Source organism: Paenibacillus aurantiacus (assembly GCF_042431225.1).
Taxonomy (GTDB): Bacteria; Bacillota; Bacilli; order Paenibacillales; family Paenibacillaceae; genus Paenibacillus_Z; species Paenibacillus_Z aurantiacus.
In genome coordinates this window covers 371,286-393,167 of the sequence record NZ_JBHMDO010000015.1, presented here as the reverse complement: position 1 = coordinate 393,167, position 21,882 = coordinate 371,286, and the positions used below count along the sequence as shown (strand labels likewise).

The 21,882-nt window shown below is 57.3% G+C and carries 14 protein-coding genes; 9 read left to right on the top strand and 5 right to left on the bottom strand.

Translation table 11 applies throughout. The features are described from left to right. Positions 1 to 14 precede the first annotated feature (14 nt). From ACFFSY_RS08560 to ACFFSY_RS08540, 5 genes are all read left to right on the top strand, one after another. Positions 15 to 1,448: a DHA2 family efflux MFS transporter permease subunit gene (locus ACFFSY_RS08560; protein ID WP_377492851.1), complete on the top strand. Its 1,434-nt coding sequence runs from the start codon at positions 15 to 17 to the stop codon at positions 1,446 to 1,448. Positions 1,449 to 1,478: 30 nt separating this feature from the next. Then, entirely contained in the window at positions 1,479 to 2,072 is a 594-nt protein-coding gene (locus ACFFSY_RS08555) for a TetR/AcrR family transcriptional regulator (protein WP_377492803.1), read from the top strand. Positions 2,073 to 2,292: 220 nt separating this feature from the next. After that, positions 2,293 to 3,750, top strand: a complete 1,458-nt coding sequence (katA, locus tag ACFFSY_RS08550; protein WP_377492801.1) for a catalase KatA — start codon at positions 2,293 to 2,295, stop codon at positions 3,748 to 3,750. Positions 3,751 to 4,158: 408 nt separating this feature from the next. Then, positions 4,159 to 4,623 (top strand): Fur family transcriptional regulator, encoded by a 465-nt coding sequence (locus ACFFSY_RS08545; protein ID WP_377492799.1) that lies wholly within the window; start codon positions 4,159 to 4,161, stop codon positions 4,621 to 4,623. A gap of 179 nt (positions 4,624 to 4,802) precedes the next feature. Continuing rightward, positions 4,803 to 4,943: a hypothetical protein gene (locus tag ACFFSY_RS08540; protein ID WP_377492797.1), complete on the top strand. Its 141-nt coding sequence runs from the start codon at positions 4,803 to 4,805 to the stop codon at positions 4,941 to 4,943. A gap of 190 nt (positions 4,944 to 5,133) precedes the next feature. Here ACFFSY_RS08540 and ACFFSY_RS08535 read toward each other — a convergent pair whose 3' ends face one another. The 3 genes from ACFFSY_RS08535 to ACFFSY_RS08525 all read right to left on the bottom strand — a co-directional run bounded on the left by ACFFSY_RS08535 (position 5,134) and on the right by ACFFSY_RS08525 (position 10,837). Next, positions 5,134 to 5,556, bottom strand: coding sequence for a hypothetical protein (locus tag ACFFSY_RS08535; protein ID WP_377492795.1), 423 nt, complete (start codon positions 5,554 to 5,556; stop codon positions 5,134 to 5,136). Positions 5,557 to 5,839: 283 nt separating this feature from the next. Continuing rightward, a complete protein-coding gene (locus ACFFSY_RS08530) occupies positions 5,840 to 9,907 on the bottom strand; it encodes a bifunctional 2',3'-cyclic-nucleotide 2'-phosphodiesterase/3'-nucleotidase (protein WP_377492793.1) in 4,068 nt (1,355 codons plus the stop codon). A gap of 276 nt (positions 9,908 to 10,183) precedes the next feature. Next, the gene (locus tag ACFFSY_RS08525; RefSeq protein ID WP_377492791.1) at positions 10,184 to 10,837 is read right to left on the bottom strand and encodes a glycoside hydrolase domain-containing protein; all 654 of its coding nucleotides are present in this window, start codon (positions 10,835 to 10,837) and stop codon (positions 10,184 to 10,186) included. Between the two features lie 219 nt (positions 10,838 to 11,056). Here ACFFSY_RS08525 and ACFFSY_RS08520 point away from each other — a divergent pair, with 219 nt between their 5' ends. Beyond that, complete coding sequence (locus ACFFSY_RS08520; RefSeq protein ID WP_377492789.1) at positions 11,057 to 13,393, top strand: bifunctional diguanylate cyclase/phosphodiesterase; 2,337 nt, start codon at positions 11,057 to 11,059, stop codon at positions 13,391 to 13,393. Between the two features lie 115 nt (positions 13,394 to 13,508). Here ACFFSY_RS08520 and ACFFSY_RS08515 read toward each other — a convergent pair whose 3' ends face one another. Then, a complete protein-coding gene (locus tag ACFFSY_RS08515) occupies positions 13,509 to 14,468 on the bottom strand; it encodes a DMT family transporter (RefSeq protein ID WP_377492787.1) in 960 nt (319 codons plus the stop codon). A 179-nt stretch (positions 14,469 to 14,647) separates the two neighbouring features. Beyond that, entirely contained in the window at positions 14,648 to 15,487 is an 840-nt protein-coding gene (locus ACFFSY_RS08510) for a hypothetical protein (protein WP_377492785.1), read from the bottom strand. 331 nt (positions 15,488 to 15,818) lie between these two features. Here ACFFSY_RS08510 and ACFFSY_RS08505 point away from each other — a divergent pair, with 331 nt between their 5' ends. The 3 genes from ACFFSY_RS08505 (at position 15,819) to ACFFSY_RS08495 (ending at position 21,830) form a co-directional block, all read left to right on the top strand. Then, positions 15,819 to 16,331 carry an acyl-CoA thioesterase gene (locus ACFFSY_RS08505; RefSeq protein ID WP_377492783.1) on the top strand — a complete coding sequence of 171 codons (513 nt, stop codon included), beginning with the start codon at positions 15,819 to 15,821 and terminating at the stop codon, positions 16,329 to 16,331. A 98-nt stretch (positions 16,332 to 16,429) separates the two neighbouring features. Further along, on the top strand, positions 16,430 to 16,612 hold the full coding sequence (locus tag ACFFSY_RS08500) for a hypothetical protein (protein WP_377492781.1): 183 nt from the start codon (positions 16,430 to 16,432) through the stop codon (positions 16,610 to 16,612). Positions 16,613 to 16,838: 226 nt separating this feature from the next. Further along, a complete protein-coding gene (locus tag ACFFSY_RS08495) occupies positions 16,839 to 21,830 on the top strand; it encodes an S-layer homology domain-containing protein (RefSeq protein WP_377492779.1) in 4,992 nt (1,663 codons plus the stop codon). Positions 21,831 to 21,882 lie beyond the last annotated feature (52 nt).

Genomic DNA, 21,882 nt, shown 5'->3' with positions numbered 1-21,882 from the left:
CTTCGAATCTCGATTTGAGCGGCATTAAGAGAGGCCCGATCGTCGCGGCCCTCGTTATCGGCGCGTTCGTGGCGATTCTGAACGAGACGCTGCTGAACATCGCCTTCCCGGATCTAATGGTCGAATTCGCCGTATCGCCGGCCACGATTCAATGGCTGTCCACGGCCTACATGCTCGTCATCGGTATCCTTGTACCGGTCACGGCGCTGCTGCAGCTGTGGTTTACGACCCGCCAGATGTTCTTGTCGGCTATGATATTGTTCTTGGTGGGCACGATATTATGCGGCATTGCGCCATCGTTCGAGATGCTGCTGATCGGCCGTATTATCCAGGCGCTTGGAACCGGGCTTATGCTTCCGGTTATGATGAACACGATCCTCGCGATCTTCCCGCCTGAGCAGCGCGGCGGCGCGATGGGCATGATCGGTCTGGTCATCATGTTCGGTCCGGCGATCGGCCCGACGCTGGCCGGCCTGCTCATCGAGCAGCTCGACTGGCGCTGGCTGTTCTACTCCGTCATTCCGCTGGCGGCGTTCTCGATTATTTTCGCATTCGTATTCTTGAAGAACGTATCCGAATTGACGCGTCCGAAGGTAGACATCATCTCGATTCTTCTCTCGACGGTCGGCTTCGGCGGACTTGTGTACAGCTTCAGTAAGTCCGGCGAGATTGGCTGGCACGAACAAGAGGTATACTTGACGCTCATCGCGGGCATTATCGGCCTGCTGCTGTTCGTCTGGCGTCAGCTGGTGGTCAAGGAGCCGATCCTCGACCTGCGCGCCTTCAAATTCCCGATGTTCTCGCTCGTGACGATCCTCATGCTCGTTATGATGATGACCCTCTTCTCGACGATGATCATCATGCCGCTCTATCTGCAGAACGTGCTGCTGCTCTCCGCATTCGCGGCCGGACTCACTATGATGCCGGGCGGCATCGTGAACGGCATTATGGCGCCGGTATCCGGTAAGCTGTTCGATAAGTTCGGGCCTCGTGTACTCGTCATTCCAGGTCTGATTCTGATCGTATTGTCCATCTGGTTGTTCACGGGTATCTCATCCGAGTGGAGCCGCGGGCACGTTATCGCCGTCAATATCATCATGATGGTCGGCATTTCGCTCGTCATGATGCCGGCGCAGACGACGGCGCTGAATCAGCTGCCGCGCAGCTTGTATCCGCACGGCACGGCGATCATGAATACGCTGCAGCAGGTAGCCGGCGCGATCGGAACCGCTTTGTTCATCAGCGTGATGACGTCCGGTACGAAGGAATATCTCGGCGGGGTGGATAACCCAGCGGCCCCAACTCCGCAGGATATGATCCAGGCGACGGTAGCAGGCATGGATGACGCCTTCACGTTGGCATTCATCATCTCCATTGCCGCGCTCGTCATCGGATTCTTCATCAAACCGACCAAAGCACCCGAGGAGCAGGCCAAACAGGCAGCTTAAGCGGTATTCCTTCAAGGAGGAAGTTGGCCTATGACCAGCGGTAACGATGAACTGGGCGTGCAGATTCTGCGCAAGGCCCAAGGGTTATTCGCCGAACATGGCGTAGAAGCCGTGAGCATGCACCAGGTGGCGAAGGCGGCCGGCGTGGGGCAGGGCACATTGTATCGGCGCTACCCGAGCAAGAGCAACCTGTGCATGTCGATCATGCAATCGAAGATCGATAGTTTCTTGGATGAGATCCGCCTCTATTTGGCAGCGAATGCCGAGGTCCCAGTGTTAGAGCGGCTGTCCGGCATTATGACGAAGCAAATCGTATTCTGCCATTCCGACATCGCTTGGATGAAAGAGCTGTTCCGATCCGGGAAGCTGAAGGACGTCAAGACGAATGCATTCGAATCGCCGCCATTCGTGTTCATGCTCCAGACGGTGCAGACGCTGCTGGAGGAGGCGGTGGAGAAAGAAGAGCTTCCGCCGATCGACCCGGTGTTCACGGCGAGCCTAATCGCGGCGTCGCTCTCGCCGGAGCTGCTCTTCTATCTCGACGACAAAGGATATACGGGCCCGCAGATCGCGGAGCAGTTCGTCCGGTCGTTCGTCGCGCCGCTCTTCACGGCTCGCACTTAAATACGCAATCGCAAAAAGCCGATCCTCCAGGGGAAACCCCGAGGGATCGGCTTTTTGCCGTTTGATTGTCACGCTCCGGCAGCGAATGGTGGCGGTTACCCCTGTCGAAAATCATAAAATAAATACTAAATAATAATTATTATAAAAAAGTATTGATATTTCTCTGATAAGTGTTATCATATCCTCATAAGCCCAACAACACATATGAGGTGATCTATCGATGACGGCAGACAAGAACTACTTGACGACAAGCACGGGCGCTCCCGTTGGCGACAACCAGAACTCGTTGACCGCGGGACAGCGCGGACCCGTACTTATTCAGGACATCCATCTACTTGAGAAACTCGCGCACTTCAACCGGGAGCGCGTTCCGGAACGCGTCGTGCACGCGAAAGGCGCAGGGGCGCACGGTTATTTCGAAGTGACGAACGATATTTCCCAATATACGAAAGCTGCATTCCTGTCGGAAGTCGGCAAACGCACGCCGATGTTCATTCGCTTCTCGACGGTAGCCGGCGAGCTCGGTTCGGCTGATACGGTGCGCGATCCGCGCGGGTTCGCCGTGAAGTTCTACACCGAAGAAGGCAACTACGATCTGGTCGGCAACAACACGCCGGTATTCTTCATCCGCGACGCGATCAAGTTCCCGGACTTCATTCACACGCAGAAGCGCCACCCGCAGACGCACTTGAAGAACCCGAACGCGGTATGGGATTTCTGGTCGCTCTCGCCGGAATCGCTTCACCAAGTGACGATTCTGATGTCCGACCGCGGCATCCCGGCTACTCTTAGACATATGCACGGTTTCGGCAGCCATACCTTCAAATGGGTCAACGCGCAGGGCGAAGGCGTATGGGTGAAATACCACTTCAAGACGGAGCAAGGCGTCCGCAACCTGGATCCGAAGCTGGCGGCGCAGATCGCAGGCGACAACCCGGACTACCATACGGAAGATCTGTTCCGCGCGATCGAACGCGGCGAGTTCCCGGCTTGGAAGTTGTATGTGCAAATCATGCCGCTTGCGGACGCCGACACCTACCGATTCGATCCGTTCGACGTGACGAAAGTATGGTCGCAGAAGGATTATCCGCTCATCGAAGTCGGCCGCATGGTACTCGACCGGAACCCAGAGAACTACTTCGCGGAAGTCGAGCAGGTGACGCTGTCTCCAGGCAACTTTGTGCCGGGTATCGAAGCTTCGCCGGATAAAATGCTGCAGGGCCGCCTGTTCGCCTACGCCGATGCGCACCGTTACCGGGTCGGCGCGAACCACAATGCGCTGCCGATCAACAAGCCGCAATGCCCGGTTCACAACAACCAGCGCGACGGCGCGATGCGTCCGGACAATAACGGCGGCTCCGGCGTCTACTACGAGCCGAATAGCTTCGGCGGACCGACGGAAGCGCCGCAGCACCGCATCTCGGCATTCCCGGTTACCGGCAACGCGGACAGCGTAGCTTATGACCATAATGACCACTATACGCAAGCTGGCGATCTGTACCGGCTGATGAGCGAGCCGGAGCGCGCGTACCTGATCGACACGATCGTCGGTGCCATGAAGCCGGTTGAACGCGACGATATCAAGATCCGTCAGATCGGCCACTTCTATAAGGCGGATCCCGAATACGGGCGCCGCGTTGCGGAAGGTCTTGGCCTGCCGGCGCCGCAAGGCGAATAAGGTTGCCGAGTTCTCGTCCGCTTGAGGGAGGCACCCAAGCGCCTTCCGGGGGCAGAAGCCTCAAGGGCTGCGATCTAGCCGGTCCGGCTGCATGCGACCCGATATCGGGAGCAGCGCAGTCCGCGAGCAGCCGTGACAAGGCCGGCAGGCGGTTATATCTTGGCGGCGGCGCAGGCTAGCTCGAGCACGACCGGCCGGTTCCAGCTGCGGCCAAGCGCATCTTCATAACCCAAAAAGCCGCGTCAAACTGTACGTACAGGAAGACGCGGCTTTTGGCTATTCGGCGCGTTATCCGCTTACAAGGTGGAGATTAGGCAATATTGAGTTCTTGATTATAATCGTTATTAATTGATATTAAATTTACAAGCGCGTATACTGAATATAAATCAGGTGAAAGGGGGAGCTGCAATGAACGAGCCAATGGACATGGAAGCCGTACTCGAACGGCTGAAAGAGAAGGGGCTGCGCCTCACTCCCCAACGGGTTGAGGTCATTACGCTGTTGTATCAATTGTCGCATCCGACGGCCGAGCAGGTGTATTCGCTCATGTCGAAGAAGTTTCCCTATGTCAGCCAGACGACGGTATACAGCACGCTGAAGATGCTGAAGGATCTGGGCATCGTGAACGAGCTGACGTACGGCGACCGGTCGAGCCATTTCGAGCTGACGCAGGAGGAGCATGCGCATTTCAACTGCAAATCGTGCGGCGAGATTTATGACGTGGACGTGAAAGACGCCCGGCAGCTGCAGCATTTACTGCACACGGAACAAGGGTATCAAGTGGACTTCGTGCGGCTGGAGTTCTACGGAACATGTCCGGCCTGCGCCGCGGGCGGGGAGGCCGGGACGGACTCGGTACGAACGGCGCATTAGCCGCTGGCAGCCGGAAGAGAATGATAGACCCTAACGGAGCATACAATCAAGCCTTCAGTGCCGCGAGTCGGCTGTGGAGGCTTTTTTGCGCTGCAAGGGCATCTCCTCCCCCAAACGGGTGATGGCAAGCGGATGCGCATGTAGTATGATGCAGGCAGAACCGAGTCAGGGAGGTGCGAATGATGTCCGACGACCAGAAGCCAGCCGAGCAAGAGGCGGAGCTGAAAGATATTGAGCAAGAACTGTCCGAACAGGAGAAGGAGGACGTGCAGGGCGGCAAAATCCCCGTGAAGCGGCCGCCATCGACAGGCCGATTCTAAACGCCAAAGCTGCATCCTGCGCCGATACCGGTTGTATAAATGATGTGCGGCTCTAGGCTTCATAACGCCAAAAAAGCGGCTTTTCCAGCTCGCGCCCTAATTGGGACAGTTGGAAAAGCCGCTTTTGTGTTAGGGTCGCCACGATTGGAACCTGAGGGAAGCGGGCGACTGCGCCGCGATCGGTCTTGACTTAGGCGTATTTGGCAAATACGCTGTCCGTGACGAGTGCCGGCAGTTCGGCGAGATGCGCCTCGTACTGGGCAAGCGTAATGCTGCCGGCTGCGTACCGCTGATGCAGCTGGTCCGCCAATTCGCTCAGCTGAAGATCGACCACCTGCTGGGCGCTCGCGCCGCCGCGGGAAGCGATCTCGGCCAGCGAACCTCCGCTGTAGAGCGCTTCGCGCACTTCTTCCGCCGAGGAAGCGCCCAAGGCTTGCAGGAAACGCTGCTCCGCGTGCGGAGCTTGCTGCTGCGCGCTTGGTTGGCCGGCCTGCTTCGTCTTGACCGGCATGGGCGCCAAGGCGGCTGCGTAACCGCGGTCGTATAGCAAGCCGCTGCTCAGGGTGATGGCGGCTGCCAGAGAGGCGGCCATAATCATTCGGGTGGATTTCATCGGTAAAGCACCTTCTTCTCGATTTATGTAGAACTCGTCGGTTATGGTTCGTGATTGGGTTGCAACGCTATGGAAACATCCGTAAAGGAGGGCGCAGTGTTTGGTTATACGGCGGGGATAACGAACCGTTTCAATTACGCGCTGCCATGAATAAAGCATAACCGTCTTCTATTAAACGCACCTTAAATCCGATTAAACATTCCATAAAAAAATCCCCGCACGGCGGCTGGAACTCCAGCTTGCCTGCGGGGATTTCGGTTGAACGGGGTGATGGCGTGCCGTACTAGCCGATTTTCGTAATGCGGCCTTCGGTCTTCGCCGTAATGTCGGCCGTGCCGAATTTGGATTTGACGTAGGCGATCGTCGCGTCGAGGTCCACCGGACCTGCTTCGCGGTTCGTGCCTTTCGTCAGCACCGTGTAGCCGTCGCCGCCCGTCGCCATGAAGTCGTTCACGACGATCGTATACGTTTGGTCGTCCTTCAGCGCCGTGCCGTCGGCTTTCTTGATGTCGACGATACGGGAACCGACCGGCTTGCTCAGGTCATAGCTGTACGTGAAGCCGGACACTTGGCCGATCTTCGCGGACGTGCCCGCCCATTGCTGGTTCATCAGCTCTTTCATTTGGGCGCCGGTGAGCGTCATCTTGATCAGCACGTTGCCGAATGGCTGAATGCTGAACATGTTGCCGTACGTGACGTTGCCTTGCGGCAGATCGTTGCGGATGCCGCCGGAGTTCATGAAGGCGAAGTCCGTCTTCATCGTTTCGCGCATGCCGTCCGCGATCAGGTTGCCGAGCGCGGATTCGCCGGCAGCCGTTACGTCGCGGGTGATTGCCGCAGCGGACTTGCCGACAGCCGCGTTCATGACCGGCGCGTTCTTCTCTTGGTACGATTTGATCATGGCGGAGATTTCGGCATCCGGCGTTACGCCTTGCTGCTTCACGTCCACGATCTCGGCTCTGGACTTGGCGACGTTGATGTTCTTCGTCGCGCGGTCGATCGACAGGTCGATGTCCGCGAATGCCGTACCGTAGGAGTACGCTTCGACGACGATTTTGCCGTCGATGACTTGGTTCAGGCCGCCATGGTTGTGGCCGGCGAAGATCACGTCGACTTCGTCGTCTACCGCGTTCGCCAGGTCAACGACTTCGCCCGTAGGCGCGTCCGCTTTGCCTTCAAATGGATCGTGCGCGAGGATGACGATCGATTTGATGCCTTGAGCTTTCAGCTCGGCCACGGCTTTGTTCACGACCGGTGCTTGTTCGACGAACGTAACGCCTTTGATGCTCTCGGCTTTCACGATCGATGGCGTAATGTTGGTCACGACGCCGATGAAGCCGATCTTCACGCCGCCAACTTCTTTCACCACGTACGGATCGAGAAGCGGTTTGCCGTCTGCGCCGATGACGTTCGCCGCGACGTAAGGGAAGTTCGCGCCCGCGAATTCCTCGCCCGTGTCCGGGTTCTTGCCGCCGTTGATTAGACGGAGCGCTTCAGTTGCGCCGCGGTCGAACTCGTGGTTACCGAGCGTGCCTGCGTCGAAGCCAAGGCGGTTCAGGAAGTCGATCGTCGGCTCGTCGCGCAGCAGCGCCGATACCGGAGCGGAAGCGCCTACCGCGTCGCCTGCGTGCACGAGCAGCGTGTTCGGGTTCGTCGCTTCGCGCTGCTTCAGGTATGTCGCCAGGTAATCCGCGCCGCCGAGCGTCGCCGTTACTTTACCAGCAGCGTCCTTCACGTCCTTCTTGTAGTCCAGCTGGCCGTGGAAGTCGTTGATGCCGAGCAGCTGAACGGAGATGTCCGTCGTCAGCGTGTCGATGACTTTCGCCGCTTCGGCGCGCGTCGTGGAAGCTTGCGGCTTGAATGCGCCGGCGCTGCCGTTCATGACGCCGCGGTCGACGACGAGGTCGATCGCCGATTGAGCCCAAGCGCTGAACGCTTTGCTATCGGAGAAGGAAGCCGCTTTGTCCGCTTTCAGTTCTGCTTTGGCTTGCAGTTCAAGCGCGTTCGCGGCCATAACCGCCATTTGCTCGCGCGTGATCGTCCGATCCGGCGCGAATTCCGTCTTGCTGACGCCGCTCACAAGACCGTTCTCGAACGCCGCCGTTACGTATGGCGTGAACCATTTGCCGTCTGCAACGTCTTTGAACGAGGATTTGCCCGCTGCTTTCAGATCAAGCGCTTTGGCCAACAGGGTAGCGAACTCCGCGCGGGTGACGGATGCGTTCGGATCGAACGTTGTCTCCGTCTTGCCTGTTACGATGCCTTTGCCCGCCAGCTTGTTGATCGATGCGGATGCCCAGTGGGAAGCCGGCACGTCCGCGAACGATTTGCTCAAGTTGATGGAATAGATGCCGAAACCTTTCTCGTCGGTTCTGCCCGTGTACGTAATGTTCGTCGTTGCTTTGGCGTAGTCCGCGCCTTTAGGCGACGAAGTGAATGTCACGTTCACGTTGCCGGAGATCGGTGCGATCGACCAGTTGTTGTCGGCCGTTGGGTTGATTTCCTTCTGCGACGTGATGTAATCCATCAGAATTTGGCGATTCTCGTCCGGCGAGTCGATGATGTATTTGCTCCCCTTAACGCCCGGGAAGTTGCCGCCGCCGCCAGCGCGGTAGTTGTTCGTGACAACGATGAACTCCTGGTTCGGGTCGAGGGCTTTGCCTTTGTACTTCAGGTTGACGATTCGGCTGGAATCCGCGTTCACCAGCGTGCCGTCGAATTTGTACTTGGCCGGCTTGGTGACGTCGACTTGGTACGTGACGCCATCGATGACGTCGAAATTGTACACCTGGAATTGCGGGTCAAGCAGCTGCTGCTCTTCCGTCTTTGACGGGTCGATCTGGTTGAATTTGCCCGCGGTCATCTCGAGCCATTCTTTCACGACCGAGCCTTTGACGAGAATCGCCTTCAGCGTGTTGTCGTACAGATACAGGTCGCCTGCGCTCTTGATCGCCAGCGGACCGGCTTTGATCTCCGTGAATTCCTCGACGCCGTTGCGGCCTGCCTTGAACGGTGCGCCTACGGATAGGATTGGCGTATCTTTGTACTGCGGGAGGTTCTTCGCCACGTAATCGGCAACGTAGGCCTTCTGGGCATTCGTCACGATTTGGATCGAAGGGTCGTCCTGCACGAGCGCGAAGTAGCTGTGAATCGGCGCTGTCGTCGTACCGATCGGGCTGTTCGCATATTTGATCGTCGCTTCGTGGTCGGATTTGACCGCGTCCACGATCGCTTGGTCGAGCTCGACTTTCGGCTTCTTCGCGACCGAATCGTAGATCGCGCGCGTGGACGATTGGGAAGTCGCGACTTTCCATTTGCCGTCTGCTTTCTCTAGCGTCAGGTCGATCAGGCCGAGGTTGTTGCCGCCGTAGCCGGCTTGCACGGCCGGAACGCCGTTGATCGTGCCCTTGGCATTGTCTACGCCCGGAAGCGCGTTGCCGGAAGCGTCTTTGAACAGGGCGTCAAGCGACTTCACGTCTGCCGCCGGGAATACTTTGTGCGTGTGGGAGAACGTGATGGCGTCGATGCCTGGCACTTTGCTCAGCGGCAGAATCGCGTCTTCAGCCATCGAGTTGGCCGTCGCGCTGCCGTTGAAGCCGGAGTGCGTCATCGCGATGATGATGTCGGCGCCCGCTTCGCGCAGCTTCGGTACGAATTTCTCCGCCGTCGCGACGATATCCTTGGCGATGACTTGGCCTTCGAGCCAGGTCTTGTCCCACGTCGTGATTTGCGGCGTGACAAGGCCAAGCACGCCGATTTTCACGACTTGCTCTTTGCCCGATTCATCGAGGAATTTCTTCTCGATGATTTTATAAGGTTCGAACTTGTTGACGTCGTTGTCCGGATTGGTATCTTTGTCGTCGATGTATACGTTTGCATTGACATAAGGGAAGTTGGCGCCTTTGATCGCGTTGCCCAGGTAGTCCAAGCCGTAGTTGAACTCATGGTTGCCGAAAGTAGCGGCATCGTAGCCCAGCTGGTTCATGGCTTTGTAGACGGTGTGCGTCTCGCCTGCCTTCAGGGGAGCGACCGTCGCCTTATATGTGCCAAGCGGCGTGCCCTGAATCAGGTCGCCGTTGTCGACCAGGAACGAGTTTTTCACTTCGGCGCGCGCGTTTTTGATCACCGTGGCCGTTCTAGCAAGACCGACGGTATCAGATGCGGCATCCTTGTAGTAATCATAGTTCATGATATTCGTGTGGATGTCCGTCGTCTCCATGATCCGCATTTTCAGCGTGGATCCGGCGTCGGCCGCCTCTGCGAACGTGCCGCCGAATGGCAGGGCAAGCAGACTGAATGTCAGCGAGGTCGCCAACATCGAGCTGAGGCGCTTCTTGTTAGGTTGTTGCATGCAAGAACCTTCCCTTCATGTTATCTATATTTACAAATCTATCATAATGCAGATAGGTTCGAATTGGTATACTAAACTTTCAGCGAAAAATAAGAAAATAGGATCAATATCACCTACAAAATGCGACAAATTGTAAAATGATGACTCATATAAGGGATTAATAGAGAAAAAGACGCCCGATTGGGCGTCATGGAACAACATAAATATAGAAATATATGGGTGTATTGGTTGACGCGAGTGTGTTAGTAAAATTGACGCGTTAATGCGTCGACGGAGTTAAGTCCAAAGATGGGGAATCAGAAGCGGCGAGAACAGGTTCGTGTCGATCGGGCATGATTCCGCATTGCGTCCGTACTGCCAAGCCCAAACATGAGCCTCGCATGGCGGCGTCTGCGGCTTGTATGCGGGGGCTTCGGACGGTTTGGTGACACCGGGTTCGGGCTCCGCGCTCCACAGAATCGTATGCGCGCGAACCTTCTCGTCTTCCGCTTGCGCCGCGCAGTAAGCCGCGCTGAAACCGCCTTCGATCGGGTCGTGATAGATACCCGGCTTATAATCGCTAACATAGAACGTGTTGACCCATCCGCGGATCCAGGCCGCATCCACGGCGAAGAACCGCTCGACGTTCGCGAATATGGCCACATTCTTCGGAATGCCTAACCGACCGGCATGGTAGATGGCGTTGCGCGCGACCGTTTGGCCTTCCCGGTAGCCGGTCGCTTGGCGGAAGTCGCTGTAGATCGGCAAGATTTTGATCCCGTTTCTTCTAATTAACGATATCTCCTGCGCGGTCAAGCCATCGGCGGCTCCAGGCACGGTTTTAATATAGCGGCCCCATACTTTCGGGGTACCGAACTCTCTCTTCACGCAGTCCAGCAGCTGCTGGTTCACGGGCGCCGCGGAATCGACGCCCCATACCGGATTTGCCATGCGTTCTACTCCTTTTATCAAGTCGGATTCCCCTATATATATGCGGTTGCCTAACCGCTTGCGAGTACGCGCGGGAGATCCAGGCATTCGCCCAACGGTTAGAGTGAGGGGCGTCTGTTGATCTTCCAGAATAACTTTCCTCGCAGCTATTCAAAATGACGCCGCTGCGTTCGACAATAGATATACGGGCTAGCTGGTTAACTATAGGAGATGAGAGCCGTGAAAATATACCGGCATCTGGCCTTGCTGACGGCGGTGCTGTTTACGCTGCTATGGTTGGGCGAATCGGTCATGCGCCAGTACGAGAAATCGCTGCTTGAAGCCGTCGATAGCGATACGCAGGCCGAGTTGGCCTCCGCAAGCATGACGCTGCAGGCTGTCGCCGACCGCAATTTTGATCTGATGGCAAGCCTGGACGCCTATGTGCGTTCGTTCGATGATGCCTATCCGAAGGCGGCGATCGAATCGCTAACGCCGAATTTTCTGCGTACGCTCTACGATTCCTCCGGGAGCACTGCGTTTAATTTCATCATCGCGCCAAGGGGCATCGCTTCCTACGTTTATCCTACGGCCGGGAACGAGGCGATCGTCGGCTGGAATTTCTTCGAGGATCCGAGACCGGAGATTCAGCGGCAAATCCAGCACGATTTAGCGGATAAGAAGATGCATATTTATGGACCGGTCAAGCTGCTTCAGGGCAACACCGCGCTCATCGCCCGCAAGGCGGTATACCGCCATGGACAATTCTGGGGATTTATTTCGGTATCGCTGGATCTGGAGCGTCTGCTGGCGCAATCCCAAATCGGGGAAGGCGAAGCGCCTATGGCGATCCGTCAGACCGGGGAGCCGGCTTTCTACGGCGATAACGCTTTGTTCGACGGCAAACATTTCGCGCGCGACGTCATCTTTATGGACAACCGATGGGAAATGGGCGTCACTCCCTCGGAGAAGAGTCTGCGCGAGGCGGGGAGGCAGGCCGATATCGTTCGGGGCATGGGGCTGTTCGCGCTGGTCCTGATCATGCTGCTGTACGTGGGCATTTGGCGGCAGCGGGACACGCTGCGCAGGATGGTCGATCGGCGGACGCGGGAGCTGCGCGAATCCAATGAGGAACTCGCCGCCATTAATGAGAATTTGGCGTCCGGCGAGCGGGAACTTCGCGAACAATACGTACTGCTCGATCAGTACGCCGACGCGCTGCGCGAATCCGAACAGAAGCTGAGCCATATGGCTTATCACGATATGCTGACCAATGTGTCCAATCGGGCTGCCTTCTTGAAGGAGCTCGGGCGGACGTTGTCCGGCGGCGATGAAATGTCGGCGGCGGTGTTGTTCTTCGACCTAGACCGCTTCAAGTCCATCAACGACAATTATGGCCATCAGAAAGGCGACGAGATGTTGATCGAGGTCGTGGGTCGCATCCGGGCGAAAAGGCTGAATGCGCGGATGATCGCTCGCTTCGGGGGCGACGAATTCGCCATTCTGCTGGCGGGTCCGGCGGAGGAAATGGGTCGAAGCGCAGTAAAGGCTGCCGCGGAGACGGTATTGACCGCGTTCGAGGAGCCGTTCGTTATCCTGGGGCAATCCATTTACATGTCGCCGAGCATCGGGATTGCCCGCTACCCGGAGGATGGCGCCGACCAGGGCACGCTGCTCATGAAGGCGGATATCGCGATGTATCAAGTGAAGCGCGAAGGCGGCGGCCATTACCGGTTTTTCGAGCCGCTGATGGAGACGGAGTCGCTGCTCAAGCTGGAGATGGGCAATCATTTGCGCGAAGCGATGCAGCGGGGCGAGTTGGAGGTACATTATCAACCGCAGGTGGACTGCGCGATGGAGCGGGTGTTCGGTATCGAGGCGCTGCTGCGGTGGAATCATACGAGCCGCGGTTATATCTCGCCGGCGCAATTCATTCCGCTCGCCGAAGAATTGAATCTGATCTCGGCTATAGGCGAGTGGGTGCTGCGCGAGGCGTGCGGGTACACGAAACGATTGCAGCAGACTTATGGCATCCCGCTGCAAGTATCCGTCAATTTATCAGTGAGGCAGCTTCGCGAGAAGGAAATCGTCGCCAAGGTGCAGGCGGCGCTCGCGGCTACAGGACTTCATCCGTCGGACCTGGAGCTGGAGATTACCGAGAATATGGCGATGAAGGACGAGCAATTGGAGACGTTAAGAGAATTGCGACGCCTCGGCGTGGCCATCTCCATCGACGACTTCGGCACGCACTACTCCTCGCTTAGCTATCTGAAGCGCTTCCCCGTGACCAAGATCAAGCTGGACCAGTACTTCGTGCGCGGGATTGGATCGGACGAGCGGGACCGGGCGATGATTCAAGCGATCATACTGATGGCGAAGTCGTTCCGTCTGGACGTGCTGGCCGAAGGCGTGGAGACGCGGGAGCAAGCAAGGTTCCTGCGTGAGAGCGGGTGCGAGCTGATCCAGGGCTATTACTTCTACCGCCCGATGGAACCAGGCGCGGTCGAGGGCGCGTTGCTGCAGCGCATCGACGACAAGATTCCGCGGCTGGGCGATAAGACGGGCAATGACGTGTAGTCGCGGGCGTGAGACTATACCAAAAGCGAAAGGCAGGCCGCAAAGCGGACCTGCCTTTCGTCTATTGTCTGTGGCTGGGCGAAACCTACAGCTTCGCACCTGAATTCATGCGGCACTAACCTTCCTTGGTTAAGGGAGGAGGGGCGGATGAAGTAAGACCGGGCGTGGGCGCCGGCTCCTTCCGCGGCGAGGCGCCTGCTTCCGCTTTCTCCGCTCGCAAGTATAGGTAAAGACCGTAAATAATGAAGGCACCGCCGAACAATTGCATCCCGGACACCATCTCGCTGAACAGCAGCATGCCGAGCAGGCTGGCGCCGATGGGCTCGGCCAGCACCGACATGGAGATCGTCGTCGCCTTGACGTATTGCATGAGCCAGTTGAAGACGAGATGGCCGAACACGGTCGGGATGATGGCCAGCAGCAGGAAGACCACCCACTCTTTGCGCGGATACCCCGTCAGCTCGATGCCCATGGACAGGTTGTAGGCCAAGAAGCAAAGAAAGGTAAAGAAGAACACGATCAAGCTGTACAGATAAGCGGGCACGCGGGTCAGGATCTGCTTGGCGATCAGCATGTTGATCGCGACGGCCACGGTGCCTAGGAAAGACAGCAGGTCGCCGAATACCGCTTCCTGCGAGATGCTCATGTCGCCAGAGCCGACGATGATCGCGCCGGCCAGCGCGATGACCATACCGATAACGGCAAGCCGGCTTGCCCGGTCTTTGAAGATCAGGAACGTGCCGATCATGACGAACACCGGCTCAAGCGATAGCAGAATCGTCGAACTGGCTATGGATGTGTACGTAAGCGAGGCCATCCATAATAGGAAGTGGAGCGCCAGGAAGAAGCCAGCCCAGAAGAGCAGCCACCAGTCTTTCAGCGTCAGCCGTTTGAAGGCTGGCATATATTTGGCGCCAAAAGGCAGCATGAGCAAGAATGTAAATAGCATCCGGTACATGCCCTGAACGGATACAGGGGCATCGGAATAACGGACTAAAATCGGCGCGAACGAGATGGCAATCATGCCGACAAGCAGGGGTGCGATCGTCGGTATCGGCGGTGCGGTTGGTTTCACTTGAATACTCTCTCCTAAGATGCGATTAAACAGACAGTTCATCTATTCTACTGCCGCCGGCGCAAAATGAAAAGAGTAAGCTGTCGACGGTTGTCCCCGCAGCTCGGACAAGCGCTCGCTTCGGGCAAGCACCTCGCGACTGGCCGCATTAGCCGACCGGGCGGGAGGCCAAGCCGCTGTCAGGCTGCCGGAATTTGTGTTTTCGTGCGAAGTATAACGGCATAGATGCGCTCCTCGCACGCGGCTACCTCTTTCTTCTGCTCCAAGATTTGGCGAGATAACTGAAGCGTTGCGGTTAATCCCGCGAGCGCGCCCGCCGCGTTCTTCTTGCGAGCGGCGGAAGTAAAGTTGCTCCATGCCGTCGACAGATGCTTCTTGGGCGTGCGCATGGCGCTTTTGTAAGCCTGGATGCGTGTATTGAGCGGGTCGATCCCCTCGAGCACCTCGCGCGCCAGCTTGATCTGCTTCGCGACTTGCGCTTTGGCGGCGGCAAGCGCTTCCTGCTTGGCCCGAATATCGAGCTTGGCCAGCTGGACGGCCGGCTTCATGGCATCCTGCTGCGCCTTCAGCAGCGAAGCCGCGGTCTTGCTGCCGATCTGCCGGGCGAGCGCTAGCTGTTGGCCGACCGAGCTGTAGCTGGCGAAGAGCGGCTCATATTGCTTCTTCTTGGCGGCAGTCTCTTGCTCTAGCTTCGCGATGCGCGATTGGCCGATCTCTCGGATCGACTTGCGAACGGCCGCCAGCGCATCCGTATTCCGGTAGTGAAAAGCGTCGATGCGTTCATCCTGCTGCTCCTGCTGGCGTTCGAGCAAGACGAGTTCGTTCCAGCCGGACTGCAGCTTGCCGCGGGTCGCCGTATCGGCTTCGGCGGCGGTCTTGTCCAGCGCGGACTTCGCGCTCTCGGTCAGCGAGAGGGCCGAGACGGCAAGCGGAGCGGATAGCGTCAGCAGCAACAGGATGGAAGCGAATAGCAGCGACAAGTGGAAGGATGGGGCGTAAGGCGCGTTGCGATGGATCATCTTATTAGCCTCCTTAAATAGCTGCGAACGCAAAAAAGCACCGGAAGGCAAGGGCAGTGGCCCTTACGCTCCGGTGCTTCCGTTCGTAGTGGTTATGATTGACTTTATAATAGCGAACATATGTGCTTGTGTCAAGCGGCGACTTCCAACTATTCTAGCCATTTCCTACCGAGCGGCGTTATCGTCAGCTCTAACGAAGCCGCATGCACCATCATGGTGTTCTCGTGCGAGATCGGTTGGCCCTTACGCGGCGGCGTTACGTCATGCATACCCGGACATGTCGTAGGGTACAATGCTAGCAACTGAGAATGGCAGAAGGCGGGGATTTTGGATGGAGAAAAAGTTTGTGCGTGAAACAAGATGCTTTAAGGTCGCCCGCGTGTTCCCGACGGACGTCAACAATCACGATACGCTCTTCGGCGGCAAATTGATGTCCTATATCGACGATATCGCGTCCATCTCCGCGTCGAAGCTGTGCCGGGTATCGGCGGTTACTGCTTCCACGGATTCCGTGGATTTCCTGCAGCCGATCCGGCAGACCGATTCCGTATCGCTGGAATCGTTCGTCACGTATACGGGCCGCACGTCAATGGAGATTTTCGTGAAAGTCATCCGTGAAGATTTGCGCAGCGGCGAACGCAAAATCGCCGCGACCTCATTCCTGACGTTCGTCGCGCTCGGCGACGACAACCGGCCGATCGAGGTGCCGCAGATCGTGCCGGAGACGGAAGAGGAGAAGAAGCTGTACGAGACGGCGGACGAGCGGGCGCAGATGCGTAAGCACCGTCGAGCGGAGAGCAAGAAGTTCGCCGATTATCTGTTGACGAAATATCCGTGGGAGTGAGGCGCGCGGCATAAATGAACCCGGGATGGCGCACGGTATAGGAGGCGGCAAGGCAAGAAGCGATGCCGCACACCACGTGCAAAGGCAGGGAGAAGCGCATGACATCAAGCAGAGGCCATCAAGGCGCGCTGGGGTTGGGTCAAGCTGAGAAACAGCTGGACCGCCAGATCAAAGCAGGCACCGCCATTCAAGGCGAGAATCCGGTCGACCAGGAGATTATCGCGGCAAGCCATGAGCATGCCAGCGAGTTGGACGATATTATCGTGAAGTACGAAGAATAGCTGCAGGTAATGGAGTGTCATCCCGGCCTTAATGGCCGGGATTTTTTTGTTGCGGTTGCGTTGGGGGAGGCGTGGGGACTTTTTGTCAAAAAATATCGATTCCTTCAATTTTTTGTTTGTTTTTGTCAATCATTTTATTATACTTGTCGATGATAGAAATATTTTCTAATCGTAATAGAAGCTAGCCGAATACATTAGTCATAAGGCAAGGGAGAGGCGTTTGAACATGGGGAAGAGATTGTGGGCGATTGTGTTAACAGCTGCGCTATTAACGGGGAGCGTATCGACGGCAGCCGCGGATGAGGGGGTTGCGGCGGGCACGATTGCAGCCGATCAGGCGCAACAGCTTCCGCTAACGACGGCGGCCGATGGCCTGGCGGGAGCGGGCTCGACGATGTCAGACTACGAAGGACCGGGAGCCGTGAAGTTCGCGACGCCCGATGGATACAAGGTTTACGATACCCAGGCGTATATACAGAAGATGGTTGAAGAAGGCGCGTACGCTTCCGTCGGCTATCTGCCTTATAATGCCTTGAACGGGACATTTGAATTTGGGTCTGCGATCGAATGGGACCCCGACGGCCGATACCGGATTGTACTTGCGGTATCGCTGCGCTCAACGAATGGCGGCGAGAATCTTTATTATGTGGATGAAGCGGTGTTGTCCTATGAAGAGCTTGCGGATAAAAGGAGCTGGGAAGTCTCCTCCTCAGCCGTCAAGGTCCGTTTGAATCGCGATGAGCTGCAAGACTATCAAAATTTTGATTTAGCCTATGCGATGTTTAAGGAAGGGAGTAGAAATATTTATTTCCGTCATCCCGATGGCTATACGCTATTCACGGCACCGAGGCAGCTGGATTATGCATGGAGCGCCCTGAAGGCGGGAGTCGGCTATATTCAGCGGAATTCGATCCGGGTCAATGAGGCGATGACGCTTCGATTCGCGGAACAAGACTTGGTTCACGATGCCGTAAGCATGCAATTGCCTGTCGCAGGAGCGTTTGAATTTCAGGTAAATACCGAGGGCGCCTACTTTCGCTTCCCGATTGGAACGAAGAAAATACGGGCGGTTCGCGGCGCGTATCAAGTCAGCATGGATGAGCAGTTGGAGGAACAAACCGTACACTGGCACAGCGACTCGCGAACCGTATTGGAAGATACGGCTTACCTGTTCGGCGAGCCTGAGATGCAATTCGAGCGATTATCGGCAAGCGCCGGCGAGGTGTACGGTTATACGCCTGTGCGCAGAGGGGACTTCGAGCTGGGAGACGTGAGCGGGCGCAATCTCGCCGAGCGCTTCCATACCGAATATGTGCTCCGTGATGCCGCAGGGCGTATCGTTTCGTCTCAAGAGCTATCCGACCCGGAAGACTATCGCTTTCAATACGCGGAACGCTTCGAGCCGCCGCTACCATCGGGGACCTATCAGCTCACCGCTACCGTGACTTTCCCGGGCTTTACCGAATCGCTGACAGCCGTGCGCGCGTTCGAAGTGGCGGTCATGGATTCGGACATGCTAAACGGAACGATGGTTCGGGCGGAGAATGAAGCAGGCAATCCGCTTCAAGCCGGGCAGTTACTCGTTTACGAGAAAAGGACGGTCGGGGCGGCGGGAACGAGTTCAATCGGCTATGCGCCGGTGTACAGGACCGGAGTGGTTGAACCGGGCGCCTTCTTCGTGCCCAATGCATACTTGCTAGCCGGCCGGCAGTACGAGCTTGTCGTAACAGGCAGCAGCGAGAGTCCGATGAGCAGGGTTATCTATCATCGTTCGATCACCGCCGGCGAGGGGGACATCGTGCTGCGCGGCGAACAGCTGACCCGGGTGACCTTTTCCTCTGCCAACGCAGACGGCAATGACGCTCTATTGCTGTCGATTATCGGCGGCGATGATGCACAGACGAGTTGGCCGATCCTGCTGCCTTTCGACGGGAGCGGGCGAGCGGTCGTGTACGCGCAGACCAGCCAGCGGGTGAAGGCGATCGCGAATCTGTACGACGAGCAGTCTGATACGGGCTACTATTTGGAGCGAGAAGCACATCTAAGAGGCGCGAAGCAACTTAACGTTACGCTTGAAGGAGATATGGTTCGGTTGACTCCTCCGGCAAACGCCGATGATGCCGCCATTAAGGTGGTGTCTTCCCGGTATTTGAACGGAGTGGAGGCGGCCGTCTATAAGGTAAACAAAGGTTCGAGCGCGACGGCTTACTACAGCGTGACGAACGGGGAATACCGGTATACGTTCAAGTCGGATGCATTCGATATCCAGCAGGACATCCGATATGCCGTGGGCGAACGGGACAACCGCTTGGACAGTCAGGGCACGCTCCAAGCCGGAGGCGTCAACCAGAAGGTGTATACCGATTACTACGACGAGCAACAACAGCGCGCCAATTTGTACGCCGTCAGTCGGATCGGCGGTGCGCCTCCCGGCATCGCGGCGAACGGCGGCATTCAATTCGAGGCCGCCGTGGGAAGCGATACGCAATTGATGACCGTTTCGGAGACGAAGGAAGGCCTTCTTGCCTATCAGGCGACGGCGCTATCGGCCGGATCGTCTGCATGGAGCGCTGGACTGACGCCGGTATTGGAGTATCGGTTGTACGATGCGAATAATGTGCAGGTGGGCGAGCCGATCTTTGCCAGTTCGTTCGAGTCGGCTTACGTGCAAGCCCCCGATATTCCGGGCGCCTATACGTTAAAGCTCGTCAATCAGCTTTTTCCGGACGATCTGAAGTCCTACCGGGGCCAAGTGAGGCTGGTGAACGAGTATGCGAACAGCGGGAAGCGCATCCCGCTGGTGGGAACCGATGAGTATCCGGTTGTCGTCAATTGGAATGGGGGCGTTGAAATTCGTTCGCCGGGCGAGGAGACGATCTACGGCGGCATTGACGAGAACGATCTCGTCATTCGGGATTTCGAGCAGATCCAAGCGGACAAGACTTATACGCTCCATCTTTATGGCCTATTGGCGAGTCGGACCGGACAACGCATCCAATATTACACGCGGCACACGCTGAAGGGCGGGGAACTGCTCAAGTTAGGCAGCATCAAGGTCGGGGAAGGTAACCGCCTCGGCAGCAGCGATATGGCCGATTGGGACGCATTCAACCAAGTCATGAAAATGGAGGTCGTTATTCCGGCCCATGGCGCGGATGCCGCCTTCGCGTTTGCTGCAGACGAACGACGGGATATCATTACGAACGTGCCGCGCATCGCGTGGTACATAGGCGCGCGCGGGGCGATAAGCACAGAGGCATATGGCTTATATAAAGAAGCGGTATGGAACAGCGCGTCCGGAAAGTTTGACGTAGCGAATAAACCGCTGCATAGCGTGAAACTGCAAAATGGCAAAAGCTTCGTGAATTTCGATGTGGAACGTTATGAGAGGCCGAGGATTGGGATCAGCAGCTATGATCCTCGGAAGCTGTTTAATCAATTGCGCGTAACGCCAGGAACGCAGCGGCTGAAATTCGAAACGATCCGCATCGACGCAAACGAATCGCCGTGGCTGTACAGTTGGCGTTCCGAAGAGATGGACATCCAACGGGACGAGACGCTGCCGTTCTACGGTACAGTCGTAGAGGAGGCGTCCTCGCTGCAGATCGCACAGTCTTACGAGGCGGGCAAGGGTTATTATCTGACGATATCCCCTAAGCTTATGAGCGGCGGACTGCAGGTTGAATCCATCACGGTAATGCGCGAATATATGCGGTTCCCGACAGGTCCTTTGGGAGGGGCTCGTGCCGCGGCGCAAACCACTTATCCGTACGAAGGTGAATTTTACGCTTATAGCAGCGTGTTCGGAACGTTGACGGTGAAGGATGCTCAGGGCGCTATCGTGTATGAGGACAGCGGCTTCGCAATATCGGGAGACGAGAAGTTAGGTACAGCGCTCCCTGCCGGCAGTTATCTGGTGGAGATGTCGATTCCGACGGGGCCGAACGAACAGACGAAGCTTAGACAGTCCGTCACCGTGAATGCCGGGGGCAATCAGGGCGGCATTGGCGGTAATCCGGGCGGCGGCGCTGGCGGCGGCGGCGGTATGGGCGGCATCGGAGGCGGCGCTGGCGGAAGCGCGGCATTGCCGGGAGGACAGACGGAGGCGTCTTCTTTGGCCAAGACGATTGAATTTACGGAGTCCGCCTTGCCGGCGCCGGTAGACAAATGGCTCCGGCTAAGCGCCGGCGGCGCGGAAACGGTCAAGTTTCCGGCTAGCGTCACTCGGCGGAGCGACATCGTAGGTGTAGCGATCCGGGCTGCAGGCGTCGAAGTACCGATTCCAATGGCCGTGATCAAGCAGCTGGTCGCGCTACTTCCAGCCGGACAGGAAGAAGGGGCTGTCGTCACCCTTGACATCAAGCTGATATCGGCGGAAGACGTATTGCGGCGTATCGCCGGTGGCGGAGTAGAATTCGCCGTCGCCGGTGCCGCTTATGAACTGAGTCTGTCCGTAACGGGCAAGGACGGCAAGATGATATTCCTCAGAAATTTCGATGAACCGATCTCGCTTTCGCTGCAGGTGAACTCGGATGTTAATCCGGACCTGACGAATGTGTACTACATCGCAGATAACGGCACGGTCGCGTATAAGAAAGGACGCCGGAACGGGGATGCGCTAATAGCGGAAGTGCGTCACTTTAGCCTGTACGGCGTCCTGACCTGGAAGAAAACGTTCGCGGATGTATCCGCCAAGCACTGGGCATACGGCGTCATTCAGCAGTTGGCGGCCCGTCAGATCGTGCAAGGGGTATCGGACAACGCGTTCGCGCCGGAGAAGAAGCTTACGCGCGCGGAGTTTATCGCGATGGTCGCGAAGGCGCTCGATCTCAAGGCGTCCGGCGCGGCGCCGTTCAGCGACGTGGCGTCCAGCGCCTGGTACGCGGATGAAGCGGCTGCCGCCTATGAAGCTGGTCTGGTTCGAGGCGATCAGGCGAAGCGCTTCCGCCCGCTGAGCCCGATCACGCGCGAAGAGATGGTCGTTATTCTGGTCAAAGCGCTTGAACGGAGTAACATTCCAAATGAGGCGGACGAGACTGCGGCTGCGTTCAAGGATCAAAATCGTATTAGCGGTTGGGCGAAGGATGCTGCCCGGGTGGCTGTAAGGGCGGGCTTGATCAACGGCGATGCGGAGGGCAGGCTGCGTCCGCAAGGATTGGCAAGCCGTGCCGAGGCTGTTCAGATGGTGCGGAATTTGCTCGGTCGATTAGAACGATAGCGCCGCAAGGAGATCAATACGAAGCGAGGCCGTCGACTCCCGATGTTCGGAG

Bases quoted from the DNA above. Each gene is read 5' to 3' on its own strand.
- ACFFSY_RS08555 (WP_377492803.1), top strand. From the start codon at position 1,479: ATGACCAGCGGTAACGATGAACTGGGCGTGCAGATTCTGCGCAAGGCC.
- katA (WP_377492801.1), top strand. From the start codon at position 2,293: ATGACGGCAGACAAGAACTACTTGACGACAAGCACGGGCGCTCCCGTT.
- ACFFSY_RS08525 (WP_377492791.1), bottom strand. From the start codon at position 10,837: ATGGCAAATCCGGTATGGGGCGTCGATTCCGCGGCGCCCGTGAACCAG.
- ACFFSY_RS08535 (WP_377492795.1), bottom strand. From the start codon at position 5,556: ATGAAATCCACCCGAATGATTATGGCCGCCTCTCTGGCAGCCGCCATC.
- ACFFSY_RS08500 (WP_377492781.1), top strand. From the start codon at position 16,430: ATGACATCAAGCAGAGGCCATCAAGGCGCGCTGGGGTTGGGTCAAGCT.
- ACFFSY_RS08540 (WP_377492797.1), top strand. From the start codon at position 4,803: ATGATGTCCGACGACCAGAAGCCAGCCGAGCAAGAGGCGGAGCTGAAA.
- ACFFSY_RS08545 (WP_377492799.1), top strand. From the start codon at position 4,159: ATGAACGAGCCAATGGACATGGAAGCCGTACTCGAACGGCTGAAAGAG.
- ACFFSY_RS08505 (WP_377492783.1), top strand. From the start codon at position 15,819: ATGGAGAAAAAGTTTGTGCGTGAAACAAGATGCTTTAAGGTCGCCCGC.
- ACFFSY_RS08530 (WP_377492793.1), bottom strand. From the start codon at position 9,907: ATGCAACAACCTAACAAGAAGCGCCTCAGCTCGATGTTGGCGACCTCG.
- ACFFSY_RS08495 (WP_377492779.1), top strand. From the start codon at position 16,839: ATGGGGAAGAGATTGTGGGCGATTGTGTTAACAGCTGCGCTATTAACG.
- ACFFSY_RS08510 (WP_377492785.1), bottom strand. From the start codon at position 15,487: ATGATCCATCGCAACGCGCCTTACGCCCCATCCTTCCACTTGTCGCTG.